The 24557-nt window shown below is 70.4% G+C and carries 23 protein-coding genes; 12 read left to right on the forward strand and 11 right to left on the reverse strand.

Annotated features, from left to right (window positions below; all coding sequences use genetic code 11):
* Positions 1-112: 112 nt before the first annotated feature.
* The 6 genes from D0T12_RS09105 to D0T12_RS09135 all read right to left on the reverse strand — a co-directional run bounded on the left by D0T12_RS09105 (position 113) and on the right by D0T12_RS09135 (position 7412).
* Positions 113-658, reverse strand: coding sequence for a SecDF P1 head subdomain-containing protein (locus D0T12_RS09105; protein WP_117399074.1), 546 nt, complete (start codon positions 656-658; stop codon positions 113-115).
* Between the two features lie 165 nt (positions 659-823).
* The gene (locus D0T12_RS09115) at positions 824-1690 is read right to left on the reverse strand and encodes a ParA family protein (protein ID WP_233525999.1); all 867 of its coding nucleotides are present in this window, start codon (positions 1688-1690) and stop codon (positions 824-826) included.
* Between the two features lie 145 nt (positions 1691-1835).
* The gene (locus tag D0T12_RS09120) at positions 1836-2897 is read right to left on the reverse strand and encodes a site-specific tyrosine recombinase XerD (RefSeq protein ID WP_117399076.1); all 1062 of its coding nucleotides are present in this window, start codon (positions 2895-2897) and stop codon (positions 1836-1838) included.
* 5 nt (positions 2898-2902) lie between these two features.
* A complete protein-coding gene (locus D0T12_RS09125) occupies positions 2903-3532 on the reverse strand; it encodes an NUDIX domain-containing protein (protein WP_117399077.1) in 630 nt (209 codons plus the stop codon).
* Positions 3529-5217 carry a CTP synthase gene (locus D0T12_RS09130; RefSeq protein WP_117399078.1) on the reverse strand — a complete coding sequence of 563 codons (1689 nt, stop codon included), beginning with the start codon at positions 5215-5217 and terminating at the stop codon, positions 3529-3531. The genes D0T12_RS09125 and D0T12_RS09130 overlap by 4 nt, the downstream gene beginning before the upstream one ends.
* A gap of 374 nt (positions 5218-5591) precedes the next feature.
* Entirely contained in the window at positions 5592-7412 is a 1821-nt protein-coding gene (locus D0T12_RS09135; RefSeq protein WP_117399079.1) for a coiled-coil domain-containing protein, read from the reverse strand.
* Positions 7413-7625: 213 nt separating this feature from the next.
* On the opposite strand from D0T12_RS09135, the gene pip reads away from it, so the two are divergent.
* From pip to D0T12_RS09190, 11 genes are all read left to right on the forward strand, one after another.
* Positions 7626-8594: a prolyl aminopeptidase gene (pip, locus tag D0T12_RS09140; protein WP_117399080.1), complete on the forward strand. Its 969-nt coding sequence runs from the start codon at positions 7626-7628 to the stop codon at positions 8592-8594.
* A 629-nt stretch (positions 8595-9223) separates the two neighbouring features.
* Positions 9224-9772 carry a diaminobutyrate acetyltransferase gene (ectA, locus tag D0T12_RS09145; RefSeq protein WP_117399081.1) on the forward strand — a complete coding sequence of 183 codons (549 nt, stop codon included), beginning with the start codon at positions 9224-9226 and terminating at the stop codon, positions 9770-9772.
* 50 nt (positions 9773-9822) lie between these two features.
* The gene (ectB, locus tag D0T12_RS09150) at positions 9823-11085 is read left to right on the forward strand and encodes a diaminobutyrate--2-oxoglutarate transaminase (protein ID WP_117399082.1); all 1263 of its coding nucleotides are present in this window, start codon (positions 9823-9825) and stop codon (positions 11083-11085) included.
* 79 nt (positions 11086-11164) lie between these two features.
* A complete protein-coding gene (locus tag D0T12_RS09155) occupies positions 11165-11560 on the forward strand; it encodes an ectoine synthase (RefSeq protein WP_117399083.1) in 396 nt (131 codons plus the stop codon).
* Positions 11557-12465, forward strand: coding sequence for an ectoine hydroxylase (gene thpD, locus D0T12_RS09160; protein ID WP_117399084.1), 909 nt, complete (start codon positions 11557-11559; stop codon positions 12463-12465). The genes D0T12_RS09155 and thpD overlap by 4 nt, the downstream gene beginning before the upstream one ends.
* A 100-nt stretch (positions 12466-12565) precedes the next feature.
* Positions 12566-13459 (forward strand): ectoine/hydroxyectoine ABC transporter substrate-binding protein EhuB, encoded by an 894-nt coding sequence (ehuB, locus tag D0T12_RS09165; RefSeq protein WP_117399715.1) that lies wholly within the window; start codon positions 12566-12568, stop codon positions 13457-13459.
* Between the two features lie 3 nt (positions 13460-13462).
* Positions 13463-14182, forward strand: a complete 720-nt coding sequence (gene ehuC, locus D0T12_RS09170; RefSeq protein ID WP_117399085.1) for an ectoine/hydroxyectoine ABC transporter permease subunit EhuC — start codon at positions 13463-13465, stop codon at positions 14180-14182.
* The gene (gene ehuD / locus D0T12_RS09175; protein ID WP_117399086.1) at positions 14182-14835 is read left to right on the forward strand and encodes an ectoine/hydroxyectoine ABC transporter permease subunit EhuD; all 654 of its coding nucleotides are present in this window, start codon (positions 14182-14184) and stop codon (positions 14833-14835) included. The genes ehuC and ehuD overlap by 1 nt, the downstream gene beginning before the upstream one ends.
* Entirely contained in the window at positions 14822-15739 is a 918-nt protein-coding gene (gene ehuA, locus D0T12_RS09180) for an ectoine/hydroxyectoine ABC transporter ATP-binding protein EhuA (protein ID WP_117399087.1), read from the forward strand. The genes ehuD and ehuA overlap by 14 nt, the downstream gene beginning before the upstream one ends.
* 127 nt (positions 15740-15866) lie before the next feature.
* The gene (locus D0T12_RS09185) at positions 15867-16463 is read left to right on the forward strand and encodes a TetR/AcrR family transcriptional regulator (protein WP_117399088.1); all 597 of its coding nucleotides are present in this window, start codon (positions 15867-15869) and stop codon (positions 16461-16463) included.
* Positions 16460-17371 (forward strand): SDR family oxidoreductase, encoded by a 912-nt coding sequence (locus D0T12_RS09190; RefSeq protein ID WP_117399089.1) that lies wholly within the window; start codon positions 16460-16462, stop codon positions 17369-17371. Before D0T12_RS09185 ends, D0T12_RS09190 begins: the two co-directional genes overlap by 4 nt.
* Positions 17372-17380: 9 nt before the next feature.
* Here D0T12_RS09190 and D0T12_RS09195 read toward each other — a convergent pair whose 3' ends face one another.
* The 3 genes from D0T12_RS09195 to D0T12_RS09205 form a co-directional block, all read right to left on the reverse strand.
* A complete protein-coding gene (locus tag D0T12_RS09195) occupies positions 17381-18361 on the reverse strand; it encodes a CapA family protein (RefSeq protein WP_233525932.1) in 981 nt (326 codons plus the stop codon).
* 64 nt (positions 18362-18425) lie between these two features.
* Positions 18426-19463, reverse strand: a complete 1038-nt coding sequence (locus D0T12_RS09200) for an SGNH/GDSL hydrolase family protein (RefSeq protein WP_117399091.1) — start codon at positions 19461-19463, stop codon at positions 18426-18428.
* Positions 19464-19519: 56 nt separating this feature from the next.
* A complete protein-coding gene (locus D0T12_RS09205; protein ID WP_117399092.1) occupies positions 19520-20038 on the reverse strand; it encodes a GNAT family N-acetyltransferase in 519 nt (172 codons plus the stop codon).
* Between the two features lie 341 nt (positions 20039-20379).
* On the opposite strand from D0T12_RS09205, the gene D0T12_RS09210 reads away from it, so the two are divergent.
* A complete protein-coding gene (locus D0T12_RS09210) occupies positions 20380-20961 on the forward strand; it encodes a hypothetical protein (RefSeq protein ID WP_233525933.1) in 582 nt (193 codons plus the stop codon).
* A gap of 67 nt (positions 20962-21028) precedes the next feature.
* Here the strand turns inward: D0T12_RS09210 and uvrB are convergent, their stop codons facing one another.
* On the reverse strand, positions 21029-23155 hold the full coding sequence (gene uvrB, locus D0T12_RS09215; protein ID WP_117399093.1) for an excinuclease ABC subunit UvrB: 2127 nt from the start codon (positions 23153-23155) through the stop codon (positions 21029-21031).
* Between the two features lie 102 nt (positions 23156-23257).
* Positions 23258-24409, reverse strand: coding sequence for a sensor histidine kinase (locus tag D0T12_RS09220; RefSeq protein ID WP_117399094.1), 1152 nt, complete (start codon positions 24407-24409; stop codon positions 23258-23260).
* Positions 24410-24557: the final 148 nt, after the last annotated feature.

Here is a 24557-nt window from a genome sequence, read left to right on the forward strand (position 1 = left end):
CCCCATCGTCCCACGCGTGGCGCGTGCTCGTGCCACGCGTGGCGCGTGCTCGTGCCACGTCCGGAGCCGCCGGGGCCGGTCAGGAGCGGTGGCGGCGGGGATGGTGGCGCGGTCAGGGGTTCCCGTTCCCCGTCATCCGCTTGACGAAGGTCTCCGCCTTCGCCCGGTCGAACGCCCCGGAGATCATCACGGCGCCGCCGGGGATGGGTGCCTGGACGCTCGGCGCGGAGATGACCTTGCCGCCGACGACCACCGCGATCTGCCGGGTCGGCGAGCCCTCCGGTTGCGCGGCGACCTTCCCGGTCAGCCGCCCGAACGCGGCCGCGTCGGCCGTGGTGAGCTTGAGTTCGACGGACCAGCCGGTCTGCCCGCTCGCGCCGTCGTAGACGGCCCGGATGGAACGGACCCGACCGATGGTCATGCGGTCGGCGCCGAGGCGGTAGCAGGCGGTCCCCTCGACGTCGGGCACGGTCCCGGACGCGCACGGCGCGGTGGAGGTCTCCGCGACCTGCTGGAACGTCACCGGTTCGCGCAGCACCGCCGGGCCCGCGTCCACGCCCTCCCGGTCGTCGCCCCCGCGGGAGGCGTCGACCACCAAGATGATGGCGAGGCCCGCCAGGACGAGAGCGAGCGGCACGAGAACGGCGAAGGCGACCACGCGCCCGCCGCCGCCTTTGGCCGGAGGCCCCGGCGGTGGCGGAAACCCGCCCTGGAACGGGTCATGGGGCGGGCCGGGCGGAGGACCTGGCGGGGGGCCGGGCGGAGGCCCGGGTGGTTGGGTCATGGAGGATCCGGTTCGTCCGGGAGGGCTACGCCGCGAAGACTATTCGGCCTCGGCCCACCTGACGAGCACCTCCCGGGCCAGGGACCGGTAGGCGTTCGCGCCCATCGAGTTCGGGTCGAAGAACGTGATCGGCTCCCCGGCGACGGTCGCGTCCGGGAACCGCACGGTGCGGTTGATGACGGTGTGGAAGACCTTGTCGCCGAACGCCTCGACGATGCGTCCGAGGACCTCGCGGGTGTGCAGGGTCCGCGAGTCGTACATGGTGCCGAGGACGCCGTCGATCGCCAGACCCGGGTTGATGCGGCCCTGGACCTTCTCGATGGTCTCCATCAGCAGCGCGACACCGCGCATCGCGAAGTACTCGCACTCCAGCGGGATCAGCACGCCCTCGCTGGCGGCCAGCGCGTTGACGGTGAGCAGGCCGAGGGACGGCTGGCAGTCGATGAGGATGTAGTCGTAGTGCTCGACGGCCGACTTCAGGGCGCCCTGGAGGATGTACTCGCGGCCGACCTCGTGGACGAGCTGCACCTCGGCGCCGGACAGGTCGATGTTGCTCGGCAGCAGGTCCATCCCGTCGACACCGGACTCGATGACGACGTCCTCCCACTCGGTGTCGCGTTCGAGCAGCAGGTTGTGGATCGTGACGTCGAGCTGACGCGGATCCCCCTTGCCGAGCCCGACCGACAGGGCCCCCTGCGGGTCGAAGTCGACGAGCAGGACGCGGCGGCCGTACTCGGCGAGCGCGGCGCCCAGATTGATCGTCGTGGTGGTCTTGCCGACGCCGCCCTTCTGGTTGCAGACGGCCACGATCCGCGCGGGTCCGTGCTCGTCCAGCGGCTCCGGCTCCGGAAACACCGGGACGGGTCGCTGGGTGGGGCCGAGGGCGCGGCTCGGATCGGTCTCTATGGTGGCGGAGGACAGGACTCCGTCCGCACCGTCAGTGCTGGTCACCAGATCCCTCCCGGGTGGCGCGGAAATGCCGTCCAGAACGGGGACTCTAGGGCCGTCCCTCCCGAGGCTCAAGCCGACGCGCGCCGATCGTATGGATTCGTCAAGTCCGGGCACGAGGGTGCGAGGTGGCATAAACCTCCCGCAGCATCTGTACGGTCACCAGCGTGTAGACCTGCGTGGTGGTCACCGAGGCGTGCCCGAGCAGCTCCTGGACGACGCGGACGTCGGCTCCCCCGTCCAGCAGGTGCGTGGCGAACGAGTGCCGCAGCGTGTGCGGCGACACCTCCGACAGCCGCGCCCGGTCGGCGGCGGCGCGCAGCACCATCCACGCGCCCTGCCGCGACAGCCGCCCGCCACGGGCGTTCAGGAACAGCGCCGGGCCGCCCCGCCCGGCCGCGGCGAGTTCGGGACGGGCCCGCACCAGGTAGGCGTCCACGGCCTCGCGGGCGTAGTCGCCGATCGGCACGACCCGGCCCTTGCCGCCCTTGCCCGCCACCCGGACGAACCCCTCCCGCGGGTCGAGGTCGTCGACGTCCAGGCCGACGGCCTCGGAGATCCGGGCGCCCGACCCGTACAGCAGTTCCAGCAGCGCCCGATCGCGCAGCCCCCGGGCGCCGCCCTGGTCGCCGGGAGGACCGGCCGCCGCGGCGAGGAGCCGTTCGACGTCGTCCAGCGAGATGGCCTTGGGCAGCCGCCGCGGCGGCGTCGGCGGCTTCACCTCGTACGCCGGGTCACGGGACGCGAGCCCCTCCCGCAACGCGAAGCGGTGCAGCCCCCGGACGGCGACGAGCGCGCGGGCCGCCGACCCCGCCGACAGCGGCGGATGGTCGTCGTCGCCCTCCCGGAGCCGCACCAGGAACGCGCGGACGTCGTCCTCGGTGATGTCGCCGATGGCGGCGCGGCCCCGACCGTCCTGAACCTGGACGTAGCGGCGCAGGTCCCGGCGGTAGGAGCTGAGCGTGTTGGCGGCCAGTCCCCGTTCGACGGCCAGATGCCCCAGGTAGGTGCGCACGGCCGAGCCGAGCGCGGAACCGGTGTCGGCGTCGGGGGGTCGCTGGGTGCTCCGGGGGGTCGGCGTCGGGGACAGCGGGGCACCTCTTCCGGCCGTGGCTCCGGGGACGTGCCCATCATGCCCCCTCCGGCGTCCGGAGGGGGCGCTCATCCGGCTCAGGCCTCCGGCGCGTCGACCGGGCGCAGGTTCGCGAACCCGGAGGCGCGGGCGGCGTGCGCCGCCAGGATCCCCAGGGTGGCGATCGCGTTGTGCACCTCGCCCGCCAGGACCTTGCGGACCGCCTCGTCCAGCGGCACCCACACGACCGGCATGTCGGCCTCCTCGTGGACGCGTTCGAAGTCGATCTGGTCGGCGGGCACCTCGGTGAGATCGCGGGCCAGGAAGATCCGGACGCGCTCGTCCGACATGCCGGACGAGGTGAACACGTCGACGAGGGTGTCCCAGCGGTCGGCCCGGTACCCGGCCTCCTCCAGGAGCTCCCGCTCGGCGAGTTTGTGGAGCGGCTCGCCCGCCACGTCCCGCAGCCCGGCGGGCGCCTCCCACAGCAGCCGCCCCACCGGATGCCGGTACTGCCGCAGCAGCAGCACCCGTTCGCGGTCGTCGAGGGCGAGGACGCCGACGGACCCGGGGTGCACGATCACGTCCCGGTCGACGATCTCGGTGCCGTCCCCGCGCGGCATCTCCACGGCGTCGCGGCGGACGTCGAACACCCGGCCCCGGAGCACCGTGGTCTCCTCCACGACCGTCCACCGCTCGGGCCGGTCGCGCACGTCGTCCGGGGTCATGGCGCGGTCACGTTCCCCGTGGCGCCGTCGCGGGCCTCGGCGTAGTCGAGCGCCGCCGAGACGAGCCCGGTGAACAGCGGGTGGGGACGGGTCGGGCGGGACCGGAACTCCGGGTGCGCCTGCGTCCCGACGAAGAAGGGATGCTGTTCGCGCGGCAACTCCACGTACTCGACGAGACGCCCGTCCGGGGACAGGCCGGAGAACAGCAGCCCGGCCTTCTCCAGCCGGTCGCGGTAGGCGTTGTTGACCTCGTACCGGTGCCGGTGCCGCTCGGACACCTTCGCCTCCCCGTACAGGGCCCGGACGACCGATCCCTCCGCGAGGTCGGCCGGGTACAGGCCGAGCCGCATCGTCCCGCCCATGTCCCGTTCACCGGCGACGACGTCGACCTGTTCGGCCATCGTCGCGACCACCGGATCGACGGCGGTCGGGTCGAACTCGGCGCTGTCGGCGCCGGTGAGCCCGCCGAGCGTCCGCGCCGCCTCGATCACCATGCACTGGAGCCCCAGGCAGATGCCGAGCAGCGGCAGCCGACTCTCGCGGGCGTGCCGCACCGCGCCGATCTTCCCTTCGATCCCCCGGACCCCGAACCCGCCGGGGATGAGCACGCCGTCGACGCCGTCCAGCTCCCGTCTGGCGCCCTCGGGGGTCTCGCAGTCGTCGCTCTTCACCCAGCGGATGTGGACCCTGGCGTCGTTGCCGAAGCCGCCGTGCCGCAGCGCCTCGGTGACCGACAGGTACGCGTCGGGCAGGTCGATGTACTTGCCGACCAGCGCGATCGTCACCTCGCGGGCGGGCTTGTGGACGCGGCGCAGCAGCTCGTTCCACGCCCCCCAGTCCACGTCGCGGAACGGCAGGCCGAGCCGCTGCACGACGTAGGCGTCCAGCCCCTCCGCGTGCAGCACCTTCGGAATGTCGTAGATGCTCGCGGCGTCGACCGCGGAGACGACGGCCTCACGGTCCACGTCGCACATCAGGCTGATCTTGTGCTTGAGCCCGTCGGTGATCGGCCGGTCGGACCGGCACACGATCGCGTCGGGCTGGATGCCGATGGAGCGCAGCGCCGCGACCGAGTGCTGCGTCGGCTTCGTCTTCAACTCCCCGGACGGCCCGATGTACGGCAACAGCGACACGTGCAGGAAGAAGCAGTTGTCGCGCCCGATCTCGTGCCGGATCTGCCGCACCGACTCCAGGAACGGCAGCGACTCGATGTCGCCGACCGTCCCGCCCACCTCGGTGATGACGACGTCCACCTGGGTGTCGGCGGCCATCCCCCGAATGCGGTCCTTGATCTCGTTGGTGATGTGCGGGATCACCTGGACGGTGTCGCCGAGGTACTCGCCGCGCCGCTCCTTGGCGATCACGTTGGAGTACACCTGCCCGGTCGTGACGTTCGCGGACCCGTGCAGTTCGGTGTCGAGGAACCGTTCGTAGTGCCCGACGTCCAGGTCGGTCTCGGCGCCGTCGTCGGTGACGAACACCTCCCCGTGCTGGAACGGGTTCATCGTCCCCGGGTCGACGTTCAGGTACGGGTCGAGCTTCTGCATGGTGACCCGAAGGCCACGGAGAGTGAGAAGCCGTCCCAGGCTGGAAGCCGTCAACCCCTTGCCGAGGCTGGAGGCGACACCGCCGGTGACGAACAGATGCTTGGTGGGACGTGATCTACCAGTGTCTGCCGAAGGCAAAGAAGGCGCTCCCGTGGTCGATGCGAGGCGGACAAAGCTGCCTGTCCACGGGCCACCAGAATAACAGCCACGGCAAATCGCCCCACATATGCCCAGGCTGTGCTTATGGCAGTGCACTCCTCCTTCGGCCCTGGAGGGCCTCCATCGTCGTGAACTGCGGTGCGATCGCTGGCATCGCTCCGACTCGCCTGACGGCTCGCTACGCGATCAGGTTCTCGCTTCGCTCGATCCTGCCTTCGGACGCGATCGCAGGGGTCGAGGTCGTCGCGGGGTTGCCGGGGGCGGTGAGCAAGGCGGGTCACTGGCTCGCCTGGCGGCTCGCTGGTTCTCGCCTCGCTCGTGCCTCGGCCCCCGGCCGGGTTTTCCCTTGGCGCTCAGGGCCCGAAGGAGGAGGGCAATGCATTAGATGACGAGGGCAGGGCGTTCGATCCCGCGGGCATGATGGTGCGGAGTTGTCTGGTGAGTTCGTCGATCAGGGACCGGGCCTGGTCGGCGGCGTTGCGGGCGGCGTCGCGTTCCTGGGACAGTTCGGCGATCTGGGCGCGCTGCTCGGTGACGGCCTGGGCCAGCTGGTCGACCCACTGGTCGCGTTCGGCGAGCTTCTCGGCGACGGCGTCGCGTTCGGCGGCCAGTTGCCGCATGGCGGCGACGGTCTTGTCGCGTTCGCGGCCCGCCTGGTCGGCGCGGCCGCGGGCCAGGGTCAGCTCGGACTCGGCGCGGGCCTGCGCCTGGACGGCGGCCTCCCGGGAGCGTTCGGCGGCCTCGCGGGCCTTGGCGTTGGCGTCGCGTTCGCGTTCGGCCTTCTTGGCGGCCTCCAGGGACTGCGCGGCGGTGTCGAGGGCCTGCTGGCGCTCGGTCTCGGCGGCGTCGGCGCGTGCGGCGGCGTCCTTGGCGCGGCGGTCGGCGTCCTGCGCCCGGCGGTCGGCGTCCTGGGCGCGGCGCTCGTTCTCCTGGGCGCGGCGCTCGGCGATCTCGGCGCGGCGGCGGGCCTCGTCTGCCTCCTTGCCGGCGGCGACGACGGCGTGCTGGAGGTTCTGCGCGGTCATCTCGGCGTCGGTGAGCTTGGCGCGCAGGGCGGACAGTTCGGCGTGCGCGGCCTCCAGCCCGCGGGACAGCTCCGCGGCCTGCTCGGCGACGCGGTCGCGTTCGGACTCGGCGGAGCGGCGCCCGCTCACGGCGTCCTCGACGGCGCGGAGCGCGTCGTCGCGGGCCTCGCTCATGGCGTCGCGCTGCTGGATGGCCTGCCGGACGGTGGCCTCGGTCTCGGCGACGCGGCGCTCGGCCTGCTCGACCTGCGCCTGCACCTGCTCCAGCTGCGCGCGGGCCTGGTCGGCCTGGGCGCGGGCCTGGTCGGCCTGGACCCGTCCCTGCTGGGCCTGGTTCCACGCGGCGGCCGCGTCGCGCTGCGCGTTCTCCTTCTCGGTCTGAAGGGCGGCGATCTGCGCGACCGCCTCCTTCTGGACGTCGGCGGCGCGGCGGTCGGCCTCGGCGAACTGCCGCTCGGCCTCGACGGCGCGGCGTTCGGCCTGCTCGGCCTGCCCCCGGGCGCGCTGCACCTCACCCCACGCGGCCGCGGCGTCGCGCTGCGCGGACTCCTTCTCCGCGGTGACGGCGGCGACCTGCGCGGCGCTCTCGTTCTGGGCCTCGACGGCGCGGCGTTCGGCCTGCTCGGCCTGCCCCCGGGCGCGCTGCACCTCACCCCACGCGGCGGCCGCGTCGCGCTGCGCGGACTCCTTCTCCGCCGTGACGGCCGCGACCTGCGCCGCGATCTCGTTCTGCGCCTCGCTGACCTTGCGTTCCCCGGCGGCGAGCGCGTCGCCGATGAGGTCGGCCATCTGGCGGAGCCGCTCGACGATGTCCCACGGCTGCGCCTCGGGCTGCTCGCCCTCGGGGCGCGCGGTGTCGCCGGCGCCCGGCTTGGCCAGTTGGATCGGCTGCTGGGCGGCGGGCACGGGCGTCTCGGACGCGCGGCCGGGGTCACGTCCCATGGTGGGCCAGGGTGACGCGGCGTCCGGGAGCCCGCGGGCGCCGCCCGATCCGTTCAGCTCGCTCACTGCTCTGCCCGCCTCGCGGCGCGGGGCCCCGTGGCCCCGCTCGTCGTGGTGCCCGCGTTCCTCGCCCGACGGCGCGTCATCTCGCTCACGTGTCTCCTCGCCCGGCGGCGCCCGGCCGTGTTCGCGGGGGTGGGTGTGCACATTTCGATCGCTCCGCTACCGGCCCTGAGCCTCGTCGCTTCGCTCACTGAAGGCACTCTAGCCCCGACCAGCGGAACGTTTGCCCAGTTTGGGGTTTGCTTTCCCGAGCGCCGCGCTGTGTTCGCGCACGCAGGAGGCCTGGTCGGGGGCGGAACGGCCCGCCCGGCGGTGCCATGGGTCACATCCGGCGGGCGGGTGGGAGAATCGCGGGCCATGGAACTTCGCACGCTGTACCCGCCGATCGAACCGTACGATTCCGGGCTGCTCGACGTCGGCGACGGCGACCAGATCTACTGGGAGGTGTGCGGTGATCCGGACGGCAAGCCCGCGGTGATGCTGCACGGCGGCCCCGGCGGGGGATGCAGCCCCGAGCACCGACGCCAGTTCGACCCCCAGGCGTACCGGATCGTCCTGTTCGACCAGCGCAATTGCGGGCGCAGCCTGCCGCACGCGAAGGATCCGCGGGTGTCGCTGGAGGCGAACACCACCTGGAACCTGGTCGCCGACATGGAGAGGCTGCGCGAGCACCTCGGGATCGAGCGGTGGCTGGTCTTCGGCGGGAGCTGGGGAAGCGCGCTGTCGCTGGCGTACGCGCAGACGCATCCGGATCGGGTGACCGAGTTGGTGCTGCGCGGCATCTTCACCATGCGACCGTTCGAGTTGTACTGGTTCTACCAGGAGGGCGCGTCGTTGCTCTTCCCGGATCTGTGGGAGAAGTTCGTCGAGCCGATCCCGGAGGACGAGCGGGAGGACCTCATGTCCGCGTTCCGCGAGCGGCTGGAGTCCCCGGACCGGGACGTGCGGATCGCCGCGGCCAAGGCGTGGGCGACGTGGGAGGGTTCGACGGTCACGCTCCTGCCCGACCCGGATCTGGCCGCCGGGTTCGGTGAGCCCGACTACGCGGTGGCGTTCGCCCGCATCGAGAACCACTACTTCGTGAACGGGGGGTTCTTCGAGGAGGGGCAGCTGATCCGGGACGTGGACAGGATCCGCCACATCCCGGCCGTCATCGTCCAGGGCCGCTACGACGTGTGCACGCCCGTCGCGACCGCGTGGGATCTGCACCGCGCGTGGCCTGAAGCGGACTTCCACATCGTGGACGACGCCGGACACGCCTACAGCGAGCCGGGAATCCTGCACCGCCTGATCGAGGCGACCGACCGATTCGCCGGAAAGTCCTGACCGTATCCCACCTCGGGCGGGCGGCCGGACGGGTCGCCCGCCGAGCGGATCGCCGATACGGACAGGACACAATCGCCCGGCAGGTTTGACCGAAATAGCACCTTAAATCCGGTTTCAGTGTCGCGTTCCAGGCGCTCAATGGGCGGCCGAAATGTCATAAATCTTACTCTTGAGCTACCCATGCGTTACCGTTCGGCCGGTAAACAGACCCCTTGTCGGCAAGCCGAGTCGACCTCACAGAACACGCGTCGACGCCTTGGCTCACACCCGCACCAACGCGTCCCCGACCGGACGACCTCGCGCGATGCGACGTGACGTCCGCCGCACCCGACCCGTTGACACGAAATCCGAGTGACTTACCTCACACAACCGATACACAAATTCGCTCCCACTGTCACTACGGAACATTAAGGTGGCGTTCAGGCAGCGTCCTGGGAAGGCCGTCGCCGAAGTCGGCAGTACCTCCTGCGTAACACGGGAAATAGCGGACAAGTGCCGTTGTGAACTCGCGCAGAATTGCACCGAATTCGGCATAGCCATTAACCCTACCCAGGCCGGCGCTTCGCTAAACATCTCGCCGATAACATTACTCTGCGATCACGGCCCGAGATTCGCTAAGTTGCCTGGACATGGCAACGCAACCCCTGGAAAGACCGACCCGACGCCCCGGCGCGAACGAGACGAACGCGGACGTGCAACTCCAGGAGCCTAGCCTCGCCGATGGCCCAGAGCTATGGCGTCTCGCCCGCGACTCACGAGTGCTGGACGTCAACTCGCCTTACAGCTACACGCTCTGGTGCCGCGATTTCGCGGACACTTCCGTGGTGGCACGCGAGGACGGTGTTCCCTGTGGATTCGTCACCGGATACGTCCGCCCGTCCCGACCCGACACGTTCTTCGTGTGGCAGGTCGCCGTCGGTCCCGACCACCGCGGCCGCGGCCTCGCCCACCGCATGCTGGACCGTCTCGCCGACCGGCTCGCACCTCGTGGCCACCGGTTCATGGAGGCCACGGTCACGCCGGACAACGCCGCTTCCACCGCCATGTTCGAGGCGTTCGCCCGTGGCCGTGGCTGCGAGGTCACCCGCAGCCCGCTGTTCGGCTCCGAGCACTTCCCCGAGGCGGGACACGCGCCCGAGGTGCTCTACCGGATCGGCCCGATCGTCCGTGGGAACTGATCCTCCACCCGCCTGTCCGCCGCCCACCGCTACCTGCCTGGAGGCAGAAAATGGACGTCTTCGACCGTATGGAATCGGAAGTCCGCGGCTACTGCCGAGGTTGGCCCACGGTGTTCACCACCGCGCGTGGCAGCCACATGACCGACGAGAACGGCAAAACCTACCTCGATTTCTTCGCCGGCGCTGGAACTCTCAACTACGGGCACAACAACCCGCAGCTGAAACGACGGCTGCTGGACTATCTGAGCGCTGACGCCATCGTCCACAGTCTCGACATGTACACCGCGGCCAAACGAGACTTCCTGGAACGCTTCAACGAGTACGTTCTGCGTCCGCGGGGCCTCGACTACAAGGTCCAGTTCCCCGGTCCCGCGGGCAACCACTCGGTCGAGGCCGCGCTGAAACTCGCGCGCAAGTGCACCGGCCGCGAGACCGTCGTCAGCTTCACCAACGCCTTTCACGGGATGACGCTCGGTGCCCTCGCGGTCACCGGGAATTCCATGAAGCGCACCGGGGCCGGCGTGCCGCTCGGCCACGGCGTCGCGATGCCGTACGACAACTACCTGGACGGCCGGACCCCCGACTTCCTGCTGTTCGAGACGATGTTGGAGGACAGCGGCAGCGGCCTCGACAAGCCCGCCGCCGTGATCGTGGAGACCGTGCAGGGGGAGGGCGGCGTCAACGTCGCCACCGCCGAGTGGCTGCGCGGCCTGCAGGACCTGTGCCGCCGCCACGACATCCTCCTCATCGTCGACGACGTGCAGATGGGCTGCGGCCGCACCGGCCCGTTCTTCAGCTTCGAGGAGGCGGGGATCGTCCCCGACATCGTCTGCCTGTCCAAGTCCCTCAGCGGCTACGGGCTGCCGTTCGCGGTCACGCTGATGAAGCGCGACCTGGACGTGTGGGACCCGGGCGAGCACAACGGCACCTTCCGCGGCTTCAACCCCGCGTTCGTCACCGCCGTCGCCGCGCTGGAGACCTACTGGACGGGCGACGGCATGGAGAAGGAGACCGTCGCCAAGGGCCAGCAGGTCCAGACGGCGCTGGAGTCGATCGCGCTCAGGCACGCCGGCGCCGTCGACGGCGTCCGCGGACGCGGGCTGGCGTGGGGCCTGGTGATGAGCGACGCCGAGCTGGCGCCGCAGGTGTGCAACGAGGCGTTCCGGCGCGGGCTGTTGATGGAGACCTCCGGTCCGGAGAGCGAGGTGGTCAAGCTGCTGCCGCCGCTCACCACGACCGAGGAGGAGCTGGACCGCGGCCTGGAGATCCTCTCGGACTCGCTGGAGGCCGTCCGCCAGAAGGTCTCCGTCTGACCCGGCGTCCACGCCGCCCGGCGCGCCGGGCCCACCGTCACGCGGGCCCGGCCGGGGCATATCCGAAAAGAGGAGATTCATGATCGTTCGTTCCCTTGACGAGATCATCGGCACCGAACGCGACGTGCAGGCGCCGACCTGGTGCAGCCGCCGGTTCGTGCTCGCCAAGGAGGGCGTCGGTTTCTCGCTGCACGAGACGATCCTGTACGCGGGCACCGAGACGAAGATGTGGTACGCGAACCACATCGAGGCCGTCTACTGCATCGGGGGCTCGGGAGAGCTGACCAACGACGAGACCGGCGAGAAGCACAAGATCGAGCCGGGCGTCATGTACCTGCTGGACGGCCACGAGCACCACACGCTGCGCGCTCACACGGACCTGCGCACCGTCTGCGTGTTCAACCCGCCCTGCACCGGCAGGGAGGTCCACGACGAGAACGGGGTGTATCCGCTGCTGACCGAGGAGGACGCGTGAGCATCATCGAGTCCCATCCGACCATCGACGACGCCTACCCGACCCGCAAGGCCGCCGAGGCGGCCCTGCTGTACCGGCAGGACCCGGTGGTGTACGGCGGAGCCGGGGACGGTCCGATCGACGAGGCCACCCTCGACTCGTTCGAGGCGAACGGATTCCTCGGCGTCGACCAGTTGCTCGCCCCTGAGGAGGTCGAGGACTACCGCGCCGAACTGCGTCGGCTGTCCTCGGATCCGCAGATCCTCGCCGACGAGCGCACCGTGACCGAACGTGGTTCGGACGAGGTCCGCTCCATCTTCGAGGTCCACAAGATCAGCGAGGTGTTCGCCGAGCTTGTCCGCGACCCCCGCGTCGTCGGCCGGGCCCGGCAACTTCTCGGCTCCGAGGTTTACGTCCATCAGAGCCGGGTCAACTACAAGCCAGGATTCACCGGCAAGGACTTCTTCTGGCACTCGGACTTCGAGACCTGGCACGCGGAGGACGGCATGCCCCGGATGCGCGCTGTGAGCATATCCATCGCGCTGACGGAGAATTTCGTGCACAATGGCGGGCTAATGATCATGCCTGGTTCGCACAAGACGTTCGTGGCGTGTGTCGGGGAGACCCCCGACGACCACTACAAGGAGTCTTTGCGGGGCCAGGAGATCGGGACACCTGACCCGGCCAGCCTGTCGATCCTGGCCGACAAGCACGGGATCGAGCTGTTCACCGGCCCCGCCGGCTCGGCCACCATGTTCGACTGCAACTGCATGCACGGCTCGAACGGGAACATCACCCCGTTCCCGCGATCCAACGTGTTCATCGTGTTCAACAGCGTCGAGAACACCTGCGTCGAGCCGTTCTCGGCCCCCGCACCGCGTCCGGAGTTCATCGGTGCCCGCGACTTCACCCCCGTGGGCGGCTGAATGATCACAACGATTCGATAACCCGACGTCAATCCCCGCGCCCGACGGGGGGCTCAGGCTCCCCTGTCGGGCGCGGAGTCACACATCCAGGAGTTCAATGATGACTTCCTCGAGACGCGACTTCCTGCGCACCGCCGTGCTGCTGTCCGCCGCGGTACCGCTGGCCGCGGCGGGCTGCTCCACGACGGATCCGGAAGAGGAGCGCTCCGGCGGGGGAACGCTGCAGAAGGCCAAGGACGCCGGGTCGATCACGGTCGGCTTCGCCAACGAGGCGCCCTACGGCTACACCGACAAGTCCGGCAAGCTGACCGGGGAGGCGCCCGAACTGGCCCGCGCCATCTTCAAAAGGCTCGGAATCGACGAGGTCAAGGGCGTACAGGTCGACTTCGGCGGACTGATCGGCGGTCTCAACGCCCGGCGGTTCGACGCGATCGCCGCGGGGATGTTCATCACGCCGGAGCGCTGCGCCTCGGCGGCGTTCGCGAACCCCGAGTACGTCGCCAAGAGCGCCTTCATGGTGCCCGAGGGCAACCCGAAGGGCCTCAAGACCTACACCGACCCCGGCAAGAAGGGCGTCAAGGTCGGGGTCCTCCAAGGCGCCGTCGAGGGGGACTACGCGGCCAAGACCGGCGTCGAGAAGGGCAACATCATCTCCTTCCCCGACCAGCCGAGCGCCTACGAGGGGCTCAAGTCCAAGCGCGTCGACTGCATCTGGCTGACCCGCATCTCGCTCGCCGACCTGCTGGCCAAGCACAAGGGCGAGGGCTACGAGGTGACCGAGGCGTTCACCCCGGTGATCGACGGCAAGGAGCAGTTCGGCGCGGGCGCGTTCGTGTTCCGCAAGGCCGACGGCGAGCTGCTCAACGCCTGGAACACCGAACTCGCCAAGCTGAAGCAGGAGAACGGGCTGCTGCCGATTCTGCAGCCGTTCGGTTTCACCCAGGCGGAGATGCCGGGACCGGACGACACCGCGGCCCAGTTCTGCAAGGCCTGATCCGTGTCCACCGTCCTGGACAGCTACGAACAGTGGCTGGACGGCGCGTGGGTGACCGTCCAGCTCACCGTCTACGGCTGCGCGCTGGCGCTGGTGCTCGCCCTGGCCTTCGGCCTGGCGGGCACCAGCCGCCGCTGGTGGGTGCGCGTGCTGAACCGGATCTACGTGGAGTTCTTCCGCGGCACGGCGACCCTCGTCCTGCTGTACTGGTTCTTCTACGCGCTGCCCCTCGTCGGCCTCAAGATCACCTCGCCGATGACGACGGCGGTGCTGGCGCTCGGCCTGAACGTCGGCGCCTACGGCGCGGAGGTGGTGCGCGGCTCGATCAACGCCGTGCCCCGGGCACAGTACGAGGCGACGGTCGCGCTGAACTTCACGCCCTTCCAGCGCATGCGGCGCGTCCTGCTCCCCCAGGCGTTCGCGCTCATGCTGCCCCCCTTCGGGAACCTCGTCATCGAGCTGATGAAGGGCACGGCCATCGTCTACACCATCGGCATGGTCGACCTGACCAAGGTCTCGAAGAACATCCAGGGCTTCTCCGGTGAGACCGTCGCGCCCTTCCTGGCGGTCCTGGTCCTGTACTTCGTGATCGCCCAGGTGCTGCAGCTCTTCATCCGCTATGCCGAGTGGCGGGTCGACCGGATGCTCGGCCGCCGCCCGTCCCGCGAACCTTCGGTGTCGACGGTCGCGGCCGGCGCGCCCGGAGCGGGGGTGAGCGGCTGATGGACTGGAACTGGGACTTCACCTGGGAGATCCTTCCCGAGCTGCTGGAGGGGCTGCGGACCACCGTCATCGCGACGCTGTGCGGCTATGTGATCGCGCTGGTCCTCGGCCTGGTCTGGACGCTGCTGCGCCGCTCGCCCAGCCGGATCCTCAACCAGACCGTCCGGTGGGTGACCGAGTTCATCCGGTCGACGCCGCTGATCCCGCAGCTGTTCTTCGTGTTCTACGTCCTGCCGTCCTGGGGGTTGACCATCGGTCCCCTCACCGCGGGGATCATCACGCTCGGCATCCACTACTCGACCTACACGGCCGAGGTGTACCGGGCCGGGATCGCCGACGTCCCCAAGGGCCAGTGGGAGGCGTGCACGGCGATCAACCTGCCGAGATCGCGGGTGTGGCTGGACGTGATCCTGCCGCAGGCGATCCGCCGGGTGATCCCGACGCTCGGCAACTACCTGATCGCGATGTTCAAGGACTCGCCGATGCTGCTGGTGATCAACGTCTCCGAGGTCCTTCTCGTCGCCTACCAGGAGGGCGGACGGACCTACCAGTACCTGGAGCCCATCACCGTGGTCGGCGTGCTGTTCGTCGTGGTCAGCGTCATATCGTCGATACTCGTCCGCCGTTTGGAGAGGCGCTATGCCACCACCTGACACGACAGCCGGATCCCCCACGCCCGAGGAGTCCGGTGGGGCATCGACCGGGGAGGGCGTCTCCACCCAGAAGAGTGACGTCGCCAAGGGCGGCGCGACCAAGGGCGTGGCCGCCACGGAGTTGCCGCGCGGCGCCGCGCCGGGCATCCGCTTCGAGAAGGTGGTGAAGCGGTTCGGCCACAACGTGGTGCTCCGCGAGCTCGACTTCACCGTGGGGCCGGGCGAGCGGGTGACCCTCATCGGGCCCAGCGGGTCGGGCAAGACCACCATCCTGCGGTTGCTGATGACGCTGGAGAAGCTCGACGACGGCCTCATCTGGATCGGCGACGAGACGCTGTGGCACATGAAGCGCGGCGACAAACGCGTCCCGGCGAACCAGAAGCACCTGCACGAGATGCGCAAGCAGGTCGGCATGGTGTTCCAGCAGTTCAACCTGTTCCCCAACATGAACGTGCTGCGCAACCTCACCGAGGGGCCGGTGCGGGTGCTGGGGCTGTCCAAGGACGAGGCGGTCGAGCGCGCCCGCGGCCTGCTGGACATGGTGGGACTCGCGGACAAGATCGACGCCCATCCGTCCCAGCTGTCGGGCGGGCAGCAGCAGCGGGTCGCGATCGCGCGGGCGCTCGCCATGCAGCCGAAGGTGCTGCTGCTGGACGAGGTCACGTCGGCCCTGGACCCCGAACTCGTCGTCGGCGTCCAGGACCTGCTGCGCGACATCGCCCGGCAGAGCGACCTGACACTGCTGTGCGTCACCCACGAGATGACCTTCGCCAGGGACATCTCCGACCGGGTCCTGATGTTCGACCAGGGCCAGATCGTCGAGGAGGGTCCACCGGACCAGATCTTCGGCGAGCCGTCCGAGCAGCGCACCCGCGACTTCCTGCAGGCCGTTCTGGCGACCTGAGGGAGGGTCCCGGCCCGTCCGCCCGCGTCCCCGTCGCCCCGGGGACGCGGGCGGTCCGCGTTCCCGGCGGCGTGGCCGTGCTAGCGTATTAGTAAATGCACGTTCATTTACTAATGTCGGAGGGTCGATGGCGGGGCGGCCACGCGGAGTCGACGACTCGGTGATCCTGCGGGCGGCGGTCGAGGTGATCGGCCGGATGGGTCCGGCCGGGCTCACGCTCGCGGCGGTGGCCGACGAGGTGGGGCTGGTGCCGGGCACGCTCGTCCAGCGGTTCGGGTCCAAGCGCGGGCTGCTGGTGGCGCTGGCCGCCCGGTCCGTCCAGGACGCGGGCACGCTGCACGAGCGGGCGCGCGAACGGCACGAGTCGCCGCTGGCCGCGCTGCGGACGCTCGCCGTCGAGTCGATGTCGGACGTCTCCACACCGCGGACCTACGCCAACCATCTGGCGTTCCTGTGCATGGATCTCACCGACCCGGAGCTGCACGAACACGCGCTGGCCGTCCACCAGGCCCGGGGGCGGGCGATCGAGGCGCTGCTGCGGGCGGCGGTGTCCGCCGGCGAGCTACGGGACGACACGGACACCGCGGCCCTCACCGGGAGCGTCCAGACCGCCATCGCCGGGGCCGGGCTCACCTGGGCGCTCGACCGCCGCGGCACGCTCCCCGAACGGCTCCGAGAAGAGATCGACACCGTACTGGCGCCCCATATCCGGAGGAGGACATGACCATGGGGACACGTCCGCTGAGCGACGCAGTGGCCCTGGTCGCGGGCGGCACCCGAGGCGGCGGACGGGGCATCGCCGTCCAGCTCGGGGCCGCGGGCGCGACCGTGTACGTCACGGGCCGCAGCGGCGGCTCGCGCCGTTCCGACCTCGGGCGGCCGGAGACCATCGAGGAGACCGCCGAACTCGTCACCGCCGCGGGCGGGGAGGGCATCGCCGTCCGCACCGACCACGGCCGTCCGGACGAGGTCCGCGCGCTCGTCGACCGGATCGCGGCGGAACGCGACGGACGCCTCGACGTGCTCGTCAACTCCGTGTGGGGCGGCGACCCGCTCACCGACTGGACGCATCCGCTGTGGGAACAGGACCTCGACAACGGGTTCCGGCTCCTCCGGCAGGCGGTGGACACCCACGTGATCACCAGCCGGTTCGCCCTGCCGCTGATGGTCGCGCGGGGACGAGGGCTGGTGGTCGAGGTGACGGACGGGAACACGGCCCGCTACCGAGGCTCGATCTTCTACGACCTGGCGAAGTCGACGGTGATCCGGCTGGCCGTCGCGCAGGCCGCGGAGTTGAGGCCGCACGGCGTCGCGGCCGTCGCCATCACCCCCGGGTTCCTGCGGTCGGAGGCCGTCCTGGACCACTTCGGCGTCACCGAGGACACCTGGCGGGACGCCGTCGCCGAGGACCCGCACTTCGCCCACTCCGAGACCCCCGCCTACCTCGGCCGGGCCGTCGCCGCCCTCGCCGCCGACCCCGACATCATGACCAAGACCGGCCGGGCCCTCGCCACCTGGAGCCTCTCCAAGGAGTACGGGTTCACCGACCTGGACGGCACGCGACCCGACTTCGCCGCCCACTGGGCCGAAGCCCTCGTCGACGAGTACGGGCCGCTCGGCGATCCCCTGTGACCGTCCCGGTCAGGCGGGCGCGTCGATGACCAGCCGACCGTCACGCGTCTCGACGTTCGCGCCGAACGCCGCGCACGCCCGGGTGAAGCGTTCGCTGATCCACCGGTGGTCGGCGCCTTCGGCCAGGCGGGTGCGGCAGTAGTCGAGGCTCAGCGGCACCGCCTCGATCCGGGACGGCCCCGCCCGGTCCAGGGTGACCAGGAACAGCAGCCCGAGGTCGTTGCGGAGGACGTCGTCCACGGCGTAGTCGTCGATGAAGTCGCCCATGTCGAAGATGACCGGCCAGGCCACGCCGTGGAAGACGTGCGCCGAGCTCCCCGCGACGAGCGTGGCGCCCGCGTCCAGCAGCGTCCGTGCCGCGCGCCGCACGTAGTGGAGCGGCTCCCACGTCATGTTCGGGCCCCAGTGCGGCAGGACGAGCACGACGTCGTTGACCTTCCGGAGCCGCCGGATCCGCTCCACCAGGTCGTCGGGCACTCCCCGCTCCAGGTCGGTGAGCGCGACGCCCGGACGGTCCGGCCCCGCGGCGAAGTCGGACGGGTGATCGGTGACGCCCACCACCGCGACCCGCACTCCCCCGGCCTCCAGGACGACGCTCCGCCGCGCCGCCTCCTCGTCCGGGCCCGCGCCGACGCACCGGACACCCGCCCGGCCCAGATGGTCGAGCGTGTCGTTCAGGGCGTCCGGGCCGTAGTCGAGCGCGTGGTTGTTGGCGAGCGTCACACAGTCCACGCCGAGGTCCGTGAGCGCCTCCACCGCCACCGGAGGCGCCCGGAAATGGAAGGGTTTGCCCGGCGCGTCCCACCGGTGGCCCCGGGCGGACACGCAACACTCCAGATTCAGCAGGGCGAGATCGGCCTCGGCGAACACGTCGCGCACGCCCCTGGAGAAGAGACCGTGCGGGCCGAACGCGGCGATCTCCTCCGCCACGCCGCGTCCGAGCATGGTGTCCCCGGCCAGCGCCATGGTGACGGCCATCGGTCCCCCCATCGGATCGACGGGACTTCCGCCCTCCACCCTACGAAGCGCGGGTGAACCACCTGGCCCCGCCGTCCTAGACGAGCGGGCGGCCCGGCCCCTTCCTGATCTGCTCGATGAACAGCCGGGCCAGGGCTTGCTGCCCGGCGATGGTCGGGTGGTAGCTACGCGGCTCCGCCGCCAACGCGGGCAGGTTCACCAGCAGGCCGTTCATGTAGGCGTTCCCGCTGCCGACCTCGTGACCGGCGAACGCGCTGTAGGCGTCGACGAACTCCACGCTGCCCTGGCCGCGGCGGGCGGCGATCCGCGCGTCGGCCTCCTCGGCCGACTGGCGGATCAGCCGGCCGAGATCGTACGCCCGAGCGTTCAGCCAGCGCTGGTCGGCCACGGTGATGTTGTCGCCGTCCACGCCGTCGACCTCGGAGAACGCCTTCGGATAACCCATGAGGATCACCCGGGCGCGCGGCGCCCGCGCGTTGATCTGGCCGATCAGGTCGGCGAGGCTCTGCCGGAGCACGGCCATCCGTTCGGCGACGTCCTCGCCCTGCCGGATGCAGCTCCTGCTCCACGGCAGTTTGATGACGCAGCCCGCGAGGACCCGGGAGAACCCGACGTCGTTGCCGCCGATGCTCAGGGTGACCAGGCTCGTACCGGGGCCGATGCGGCCGAACTGCGCCGGCTCCCCGCCCCGCCCCTTCAGGAAGTCGGGGATGGTGGCGCCTGAGCAGGCCCAGAACGCGCTGCCCTCAGCGAACCGGAACGCCCGCGAGACCTCGTGGTAGTACGCCTTCGACGTGCGGTGACACCGGTCGAGCGGATTCTTGTCCGCCACGGTCGCCTCCGCGCCGAGCCCCGCCGAGTACGAGTCGCCGAGGGCCACGTACGCCCCCCGCGTCGCCGCCTCGACCGGTGTGGGCGCCTTCTCGGCCACGACCGGATCGGCGCGCAGCTCCTCCAGCACGGGCTCGTGACAACCGCTGCCGAACACCTCGCACCGCGTCGCCGGCAACACCGCGAGCGGAACGACGGCCATCGCCACCAAACCCACGAGCAGGGCGACGCCGAGACCTCGTTCGCCGAGGCGGCCTCGAACCCACGTCACCGGGTTATGCATCGTCCTCCTTCGCGTCCAAGGGCGAGATGTCCGAATTGCTCCACCGGTTCCGGCCTTTACATTGTAGATCTTTTTCTGGGATCGGTCGGGGCCCACATCACGAGGCGCGTCCCCAGTTCGTGCAGCCCGGCCTTGATCTCGGCGTCCCAGTGCGCCCTGATCCCCGGGCCCCACCGCTCCCCGGGCAGTTCGGTGAAGCCGTGCCGGGCGTACCAGGGCCCGTTCCACGGGACCTCCCGGAACGTCAGCAGGCTCACCCCCGGCGCACCGGACCCGGCCGCCCGCGCCATGACCGCGTCCAGGAGCCGGGCGCCGATCCCCCGGCCGACCAGGTCGGCGCGGACCGAGATCTGCTCCAGATGCACCGCCCCGTCGACCTCCTCCACCGCCGCGAAGCCCACCGGCGGATCCCCGGCCACCAGGATCTCCCCACCCTTGTCGATCATGTCGTTCACCACCGCAGGACCGGGCGGGAACACGATGCCGACCTCGGCGAACATCGCGTCGCCGGAGTGCTCGATCGCCGCCAGCCCCGACAGATCCGCCGGACGCGCCACCCGAACCCCGTACTCCATCCCATGATCGTAGGTCGTCCTCGGCGGACCGTCCCCACCCGTAAGGCGACTCAGACGCACAGGAGTGTGCGCCCTTCCCGTCCACACCCCACGGACCATCCGCTTTTCACCCACGTTGGGGAGGCGGATCACGCGCGGGAGGGAGGCCAGGCACCACCCCCCAGCCCTTCACTGGCCTTGAACAACTCGAAACGAAGGACCTCCGCAGTGACGAACAACCTCGTGGCAACCGGGCGCCGGACCCATTGGCGAAGCGCACCCGGTTTTGACGCACCGATCGGCCCGCACATCACCCGAACCCGCCACTCGCCACAAACGGCTGAAAACGAAGGGTGCCGGCAGTGACGAACAACCTCGTGGCGATCGTGCGGCGGGCACACGGGCGGACGGTCGACAACGCGCCTCGGTGGGCGGTGATCGCGGCCTACGCCGCGAGCCTCGTCGTGCTGCCGTCCTGCCTCTGGCGGATCGCGCTCGGTTTCGGCGCTCCGATCGGCCCGGACCTCGGCGACGCCGAGGATATGAGCGGGGATCTGCCCGACTGGGTGCCGATGTGGTCCTACACGCTCCTGCTGAGCGTCGTCAGCGAGGCGCTGGCGTTCCTGGCGGTCGGGCTGGTGAGCCAGTGGGGGGAGGTGTTCCCCCGCTGGGTTCCGCTGCTGCGTGGACGCCGGGTGCCGACGTCGGCGGCCGTGATTCCCGCGGGGGTGGGCGCCGCCGTCCTGACGGTGGGAACCCTTGCGTCGGTGCCCGGGTTCGACGAGTTCTCGGCGCCGGATGGCGGCACGGTCCATCTCGAAGGATGGAGGCTCGGGCTGTTCGTCGCCACCTACGGCCCGCTGGTGCTCTGGGGGCCGCTGCTGGCCGCCGCGACCGTCGCCTACTACCTCCGGCGGACACGTACGCCGCTCCCCCGTCCCTGAGCCCGCGGACAACGGGACGCGGGCGAGCCGCCCTCCACATGGTCGGGTCAGCGGTGTCGGCCGGTGATCACTTGACGCCGGCCTCCTTCATCTCGCGGAGTTCGCGCTTGAGCTCCTTGACCTCGTCGCGGAGACGGGCGGCTAGCTCGAACTGGAGATCGGCGGCGGCCTGGTGCATCTGGTCGGTCATCTGCTCGATCAGAGCCTCCAGCTCCTCGCGGGGGCGTTCGCCGACGAGATCGGCGGCGTGCCGGCCGACCTCGCCGCCGCGCGCCGAGCGGGAGGCCAGGCCGGGGACGGGGGCCTTGCCGCGGCTCTGCTGGCGTCCGGCGCCGCCGATGAGGGTCTCGGTGTCGGCGTCCTCGCGGGCGAGGGAGTCGAGGATGTCGGCGATGCGCTTGCGGAGCGCCCGCGGTTCGATGCCGTGCTCGGCGTTGTAGGCCTGCTGCTTGGCGCGGCGCCGGTTGGTCTCCTCGATCGCCCGTTCCATGGACGGCGTGACCGTGTCGGCGTACATGTGGACCTGGCCGGACACGTTGCGGGCCGCGCGTCCGATCGTCTGGATCAGCGACGTCTCCGAGCGCAGGAAGCCCTCCTTGTCGGCGTCCAGGATCGCGACCAGGGACACCTCGGGCAGGTCGAGGCCCTCGCGGAGCAGGTTGATGCCGACCAGGACGTCGAACTCCCCGGCGCGCAGCTCGCGCAGCAGCTCGATGCGGCGCAGCGTGTCGACCTCGCTGTGCAGGTAGCGGACCTGGATGCCGAGTTCGAGGAGGTAGTCGGTGAGGTCCTCGGCCATCTTCTTGGTGAGGGTGGTGACGAGGACGCGCTCGTCCCGGTCGGCGCGCTCGCGGATCTCGTGGATGAGGTCGTCGATCTGGCCCTTGGTCGGCTTCACGACGATCTCGGGGTCGATCAGGCCGGTGGGACGGATGACCTGCTCGACGACGTCGCCCTTGACGCGGTTCATCTCGTAGGAGCCGGGCGTCGCCGACAGGTAGACGGTCTGGCCGATGCGGTCGAGGAACTCCTCCCACTTCAGGGGACGGTTGTCCATCGCGGACGGCAGCCGGAAACCGTGCTCGACCAGCATCCGCTTCCGGGACGCGTCACCCTCGTACATCGCCCCGATCTGCGGGACGGTCTGGTGGGACTCGTCGATGACGAGGAGGAAGTCCTCCGGGAAGTAGTCGAGGAGGGTGTTGGGGGCGCTGCCGGGGCCTCGGCCGTCGATGTGCCGGGAGTAGTTCTCGATCCCGGAGCAGGTGCCGACCTGCCGCATCATCTCGACGTCGTAGGTGGTGCGCATCCGCAGCCGCTGCGCCTCCAGCATCTTGCCCTGCCGTTCCATCACGGCGAGGGTGTCCGCCAGCTCGGCCTCGATGTCGGCGATGGCGCGCTCCATGCGCTCGGGCCCGGCGACGTAGTGGGAGGCGGGGAAGACGTACAGCTCGTCGTCCTCGGTGATCAGTTCGCCGGTCAGCGGGTGCAGCGTGGCGAGCTTCTCGATCTCGTCGCCGAACATCTCGATGCGGACGGCGAGCTCCTCGTACTGCGGGATGATCTCGATGGTGTCGCCGCGGACGCGGAACGTGCCGCGGGTGAACGCCAGGTCGTTGCGGGTGTACTGCATGCCGACGAGCTGCCGGAGCAGGTCGTCGCGTTCGATCTCCTGCCCGACGGTGAGACGGACCATGCGGTCGACGTACTCCTGCGGGGTGCCGAGGCCGTAGATGCAGGACACGGACGCGACGACCACGGTGTCGCGGCGGGTGAGCAGCGAGTTGGTCGCCGAGTGCCGCAGCCGGTCGACCTCGTCGTTGATCGAGGAGTCCTTCTCGATGTAGGTGTCGGTCTGCGGGATGTACGCCTCGGGCTGGTAGTAGTCGTAGTACGACACGAAGTACTCGACGGCGTTGTGGGGCATCATCTCGCGGAGCTCGTTGGCGAACTGGGCGGCGAGCGTCTTGTTCGGCTGCATGACCAGGACGGGCCGCTGCACCTTCTCCACCAGCCACGCGATCGTGGCGGTCTTGCCCGTGCCGGTGGCGCCGAGCAGCACCGAGTCCTTCTCGCCCGCCTCGACCCGGGCGGCGAGTTCGGCGATCGCCTGCGGCTGGTCGCCCGACGGGGTCATCTCGGTGACGACCTCGAACGGCGCCACGCGCCGCCGTAGATCCGTGATCGGCCGCATCGTCGCCCCTCCCTCATGATCCGCTTGGTCCGGTTTGATCCGGTGGTCCTCCGCTGCGTCCCAACACTACGCAAGGCCCCCGACATTCCGTGTCGGGGCAGGTCAGGAGGCGGGAAGCGGGATTCTGGCGCGGACGGCGTAGCCGCCCCCGCTGGGCCCGGCCTCGAAGCTGCCGCCGAGGGCGGTGACGCGCTCGCGGAGGCCGACCAGGCCGTTCCCGCCGCTCGGCAGCCGGTGGTCGGGCCCGGCGGTGGGTCGATCGTTGGCGATCTCCACCTCGATGGCCTCGGGCAGCAGGTCGAGGCCCACCCGGGTGTCGGCGGAGCCCGCGTGCTTGTGGACGTTGGTGAGCGCCTCCTGGATGAGGCGGTAGACCGTCCGTCCGACGGCGACGGGCATGGGACGCTCGTCTCCGCGGATCGACAGGTCGACGCGCAGGCCCGCCGCGCCGGACTGTCCGACGAGCTCGCGGACGTGCGCGAGGGTCACGGCCTCCTGGGGCAGCGCCTCCTCGCCCTGTCGCAGGACGCCGATGACGTGGCGGAGCTCCTCCAGTGCCTGCCGCCCCATGTCACCGATGACGGAGGCGGTCTCGGCGGCCCGGGACGGGTCACGGACGGCGATGGCCTTGAGCGCCCCGGCGTGCACGACCATGACGCTGATCCTGTTGGCGACCACGTCGTGCATCTCCCGGGCGATGCGGGTGCGCTCCTCTCCCCGTGCGCGTTCCGCGAGGAGGTGCTGTTCCCGTTCGAGCCGCGCGGCGCGTTCCTGGAGAGAGGCCAGGAGTTGTTTCCGCGCGCCCATGTACAGGCCGAGCAGGACCGGGACGGCGATGAACGCGATGCCGGTCACGGCCTGCACGGCGAAGGGCTCCGTGCCCGAAGTCGGCGTGGGGAAGACGAGCAGGGTGACGTAAGAGGCGACCGCGAGCCCCAGGACCGTTCTGCGGGACGAGGTGTACGCGGCGAGCGAGTACAGGACGATGAGGGGAGCGAACGCGCCGCCGCCGGTGATGGTGCCGGCGATCAGCATGACCACCGTGAGCTGGACGGGGTAGACGCGCCGCACGACCAGGGTCAGCCCGAGGATGACGCTGCTCGTCGCCGTGACGGGCGGTGGCAGCCAGAACTCCTGTTCGGCGAACCACAGGAAGGCGCCGTCGCTCGCGGCCAGTGTCAGTGCGATCAGGATGTCGAACGCCCGTGACCGCGGCGAAGGCCACGCCGTCGACCACCAGCCCCGCACACGCATGCGATGAGCCTATAGCGACCTTTGGACGGCCAAGGACGTCCAGGTGGGGAGGGTGCCGGACGCCGCCGGCACAGGCGGCGCCACGAGACACGCGATTCCCGCGTCCGCGGGACTATCCCGCCCTCCGGGCGCTGTGGTTACGATGACG

Source organism: Actinomadura spongiicola (genome assembly GCF_003432485.1).
Classification (GTDB): Bacteria; Actinomycetota; Actinomycetes; order Streptosporangiales; family Streptosporangiaceae; genus Spirillospora; species Spirillospora spongiicola.

Excerpts from the sequence above, each read along its gene's own strand:
- D0T12_RS09120 (WP_117399076.1), bottom strand. The coding sequence starts at position 2,897 with ATGAGCGCCCCCTCCGGACGCCGGAGGGGGCATGATGGGCACGTCCCC.
- D0T12_RS09125 (WP_117399077.1), bottom strand. The coding sequence starts at position 3,532 with ATGACCCCGGACGACGTGCGCGACCGGCCCGAGCGGTGGACGGTCGTG.
- pip (WP_117399080.1), top strand. The coding sequence starts at position 7,626 with ATGGAACTTCGCACGCTGTACCCGCCGATCGAACCGTACGATTCCGGG.
- ectA (WP_117399081.1), top strand. The coding sequence starts at position 9,224 with ATGGCAACGCAACCCCTGGAAAGACCGACCCGACGCCCCGGCGCGAAC.
- ectB (WP_117399082.1), top strand. The coding sequence starts at position 9,823 with ATGGACGTCTTCGACCGTATGGAATCGGAAGTCCGCGGCTACTGCCGA.
- D0T12_RS09155 (WP_117399083.1), top strand. The coding sequence starts at position 11,165 with ATGATCGTTCGTTCCCTTGACGAGATCATCGGCACCGAACGCGACGTG.
- ehuB (WP_117399715.1), top strand. The coding sequence starts at position 12,566 with ATGACTTCCTCGAGACGCGACTTCCTGCGCACCGCCGTGCTGCTGTCC.
- ehuD (WP_117399086.1), top strand. The coding sequence starts at position 14,182 with ATGGACTGGAACTGGGACTTCACCTGGGAGATCCTTCCCGAGCTGCTG.
- ehuA (WP_117399087.1), top strand. The coding sequence starts at position 14,822 with ATGCCACCACCTGACACGACAGCCGGATCCCCCACGCCCGAGGAGTCC.
- D0T12_RS09185 (WP_117399088.1), top strand. The coding sequence starts at position 15,867 with ATGGCGGGGCGGCCACGCGGAGTCGACGACTCGGTGATCCTGCGGGCG.
- D0T12_RS09190 (WP_117399089.1), top strand. The coding sequence starts at position 16,460 with ATGACCATGGGGACACGTCCGCTGAGCGACGCAGTGGCCCTGGTCGCG.
- D0T12_RS09195 (WP_233525932.1), bottom strand. The coding sequence starts at position 18,361 with ATGGGGGGACCGATGGCCGTCACCATGGCGCTGGCCGGGGACACCATG.
- D0T12_RS09200 (WP_117399091.1), bottom strand. The coding sequence starts at position 19,463 with ATGCATAACCCGGTGACGTGGGTTCGAGGCCGCCTCGGCGAACGAGGT.
- D0T12_RS09205 (WP_117399092.1), bottom strand. The coding sequence starts at position 20,038 with ATGGAGTACGGGGTTCGGGTGGCGCGTCCGGCGGATCTGTCGGGGCTG.
- uvrB (WP_117399093.1), bottom strand. The coding sequence starts at position 23,155 with ATGCGGCCGATCACGGATCTACGGCGGCGCGTGGCGCCGTTCGAGGTC.
- D0T12_RS09220 (WP_117399094.1), bottom strand. The coding sequence starts at position 24,409 with ATGCGTGTGCGGGGCTGGTGGTCGACGGCGTGGCCTTCGCCGCGGTCA.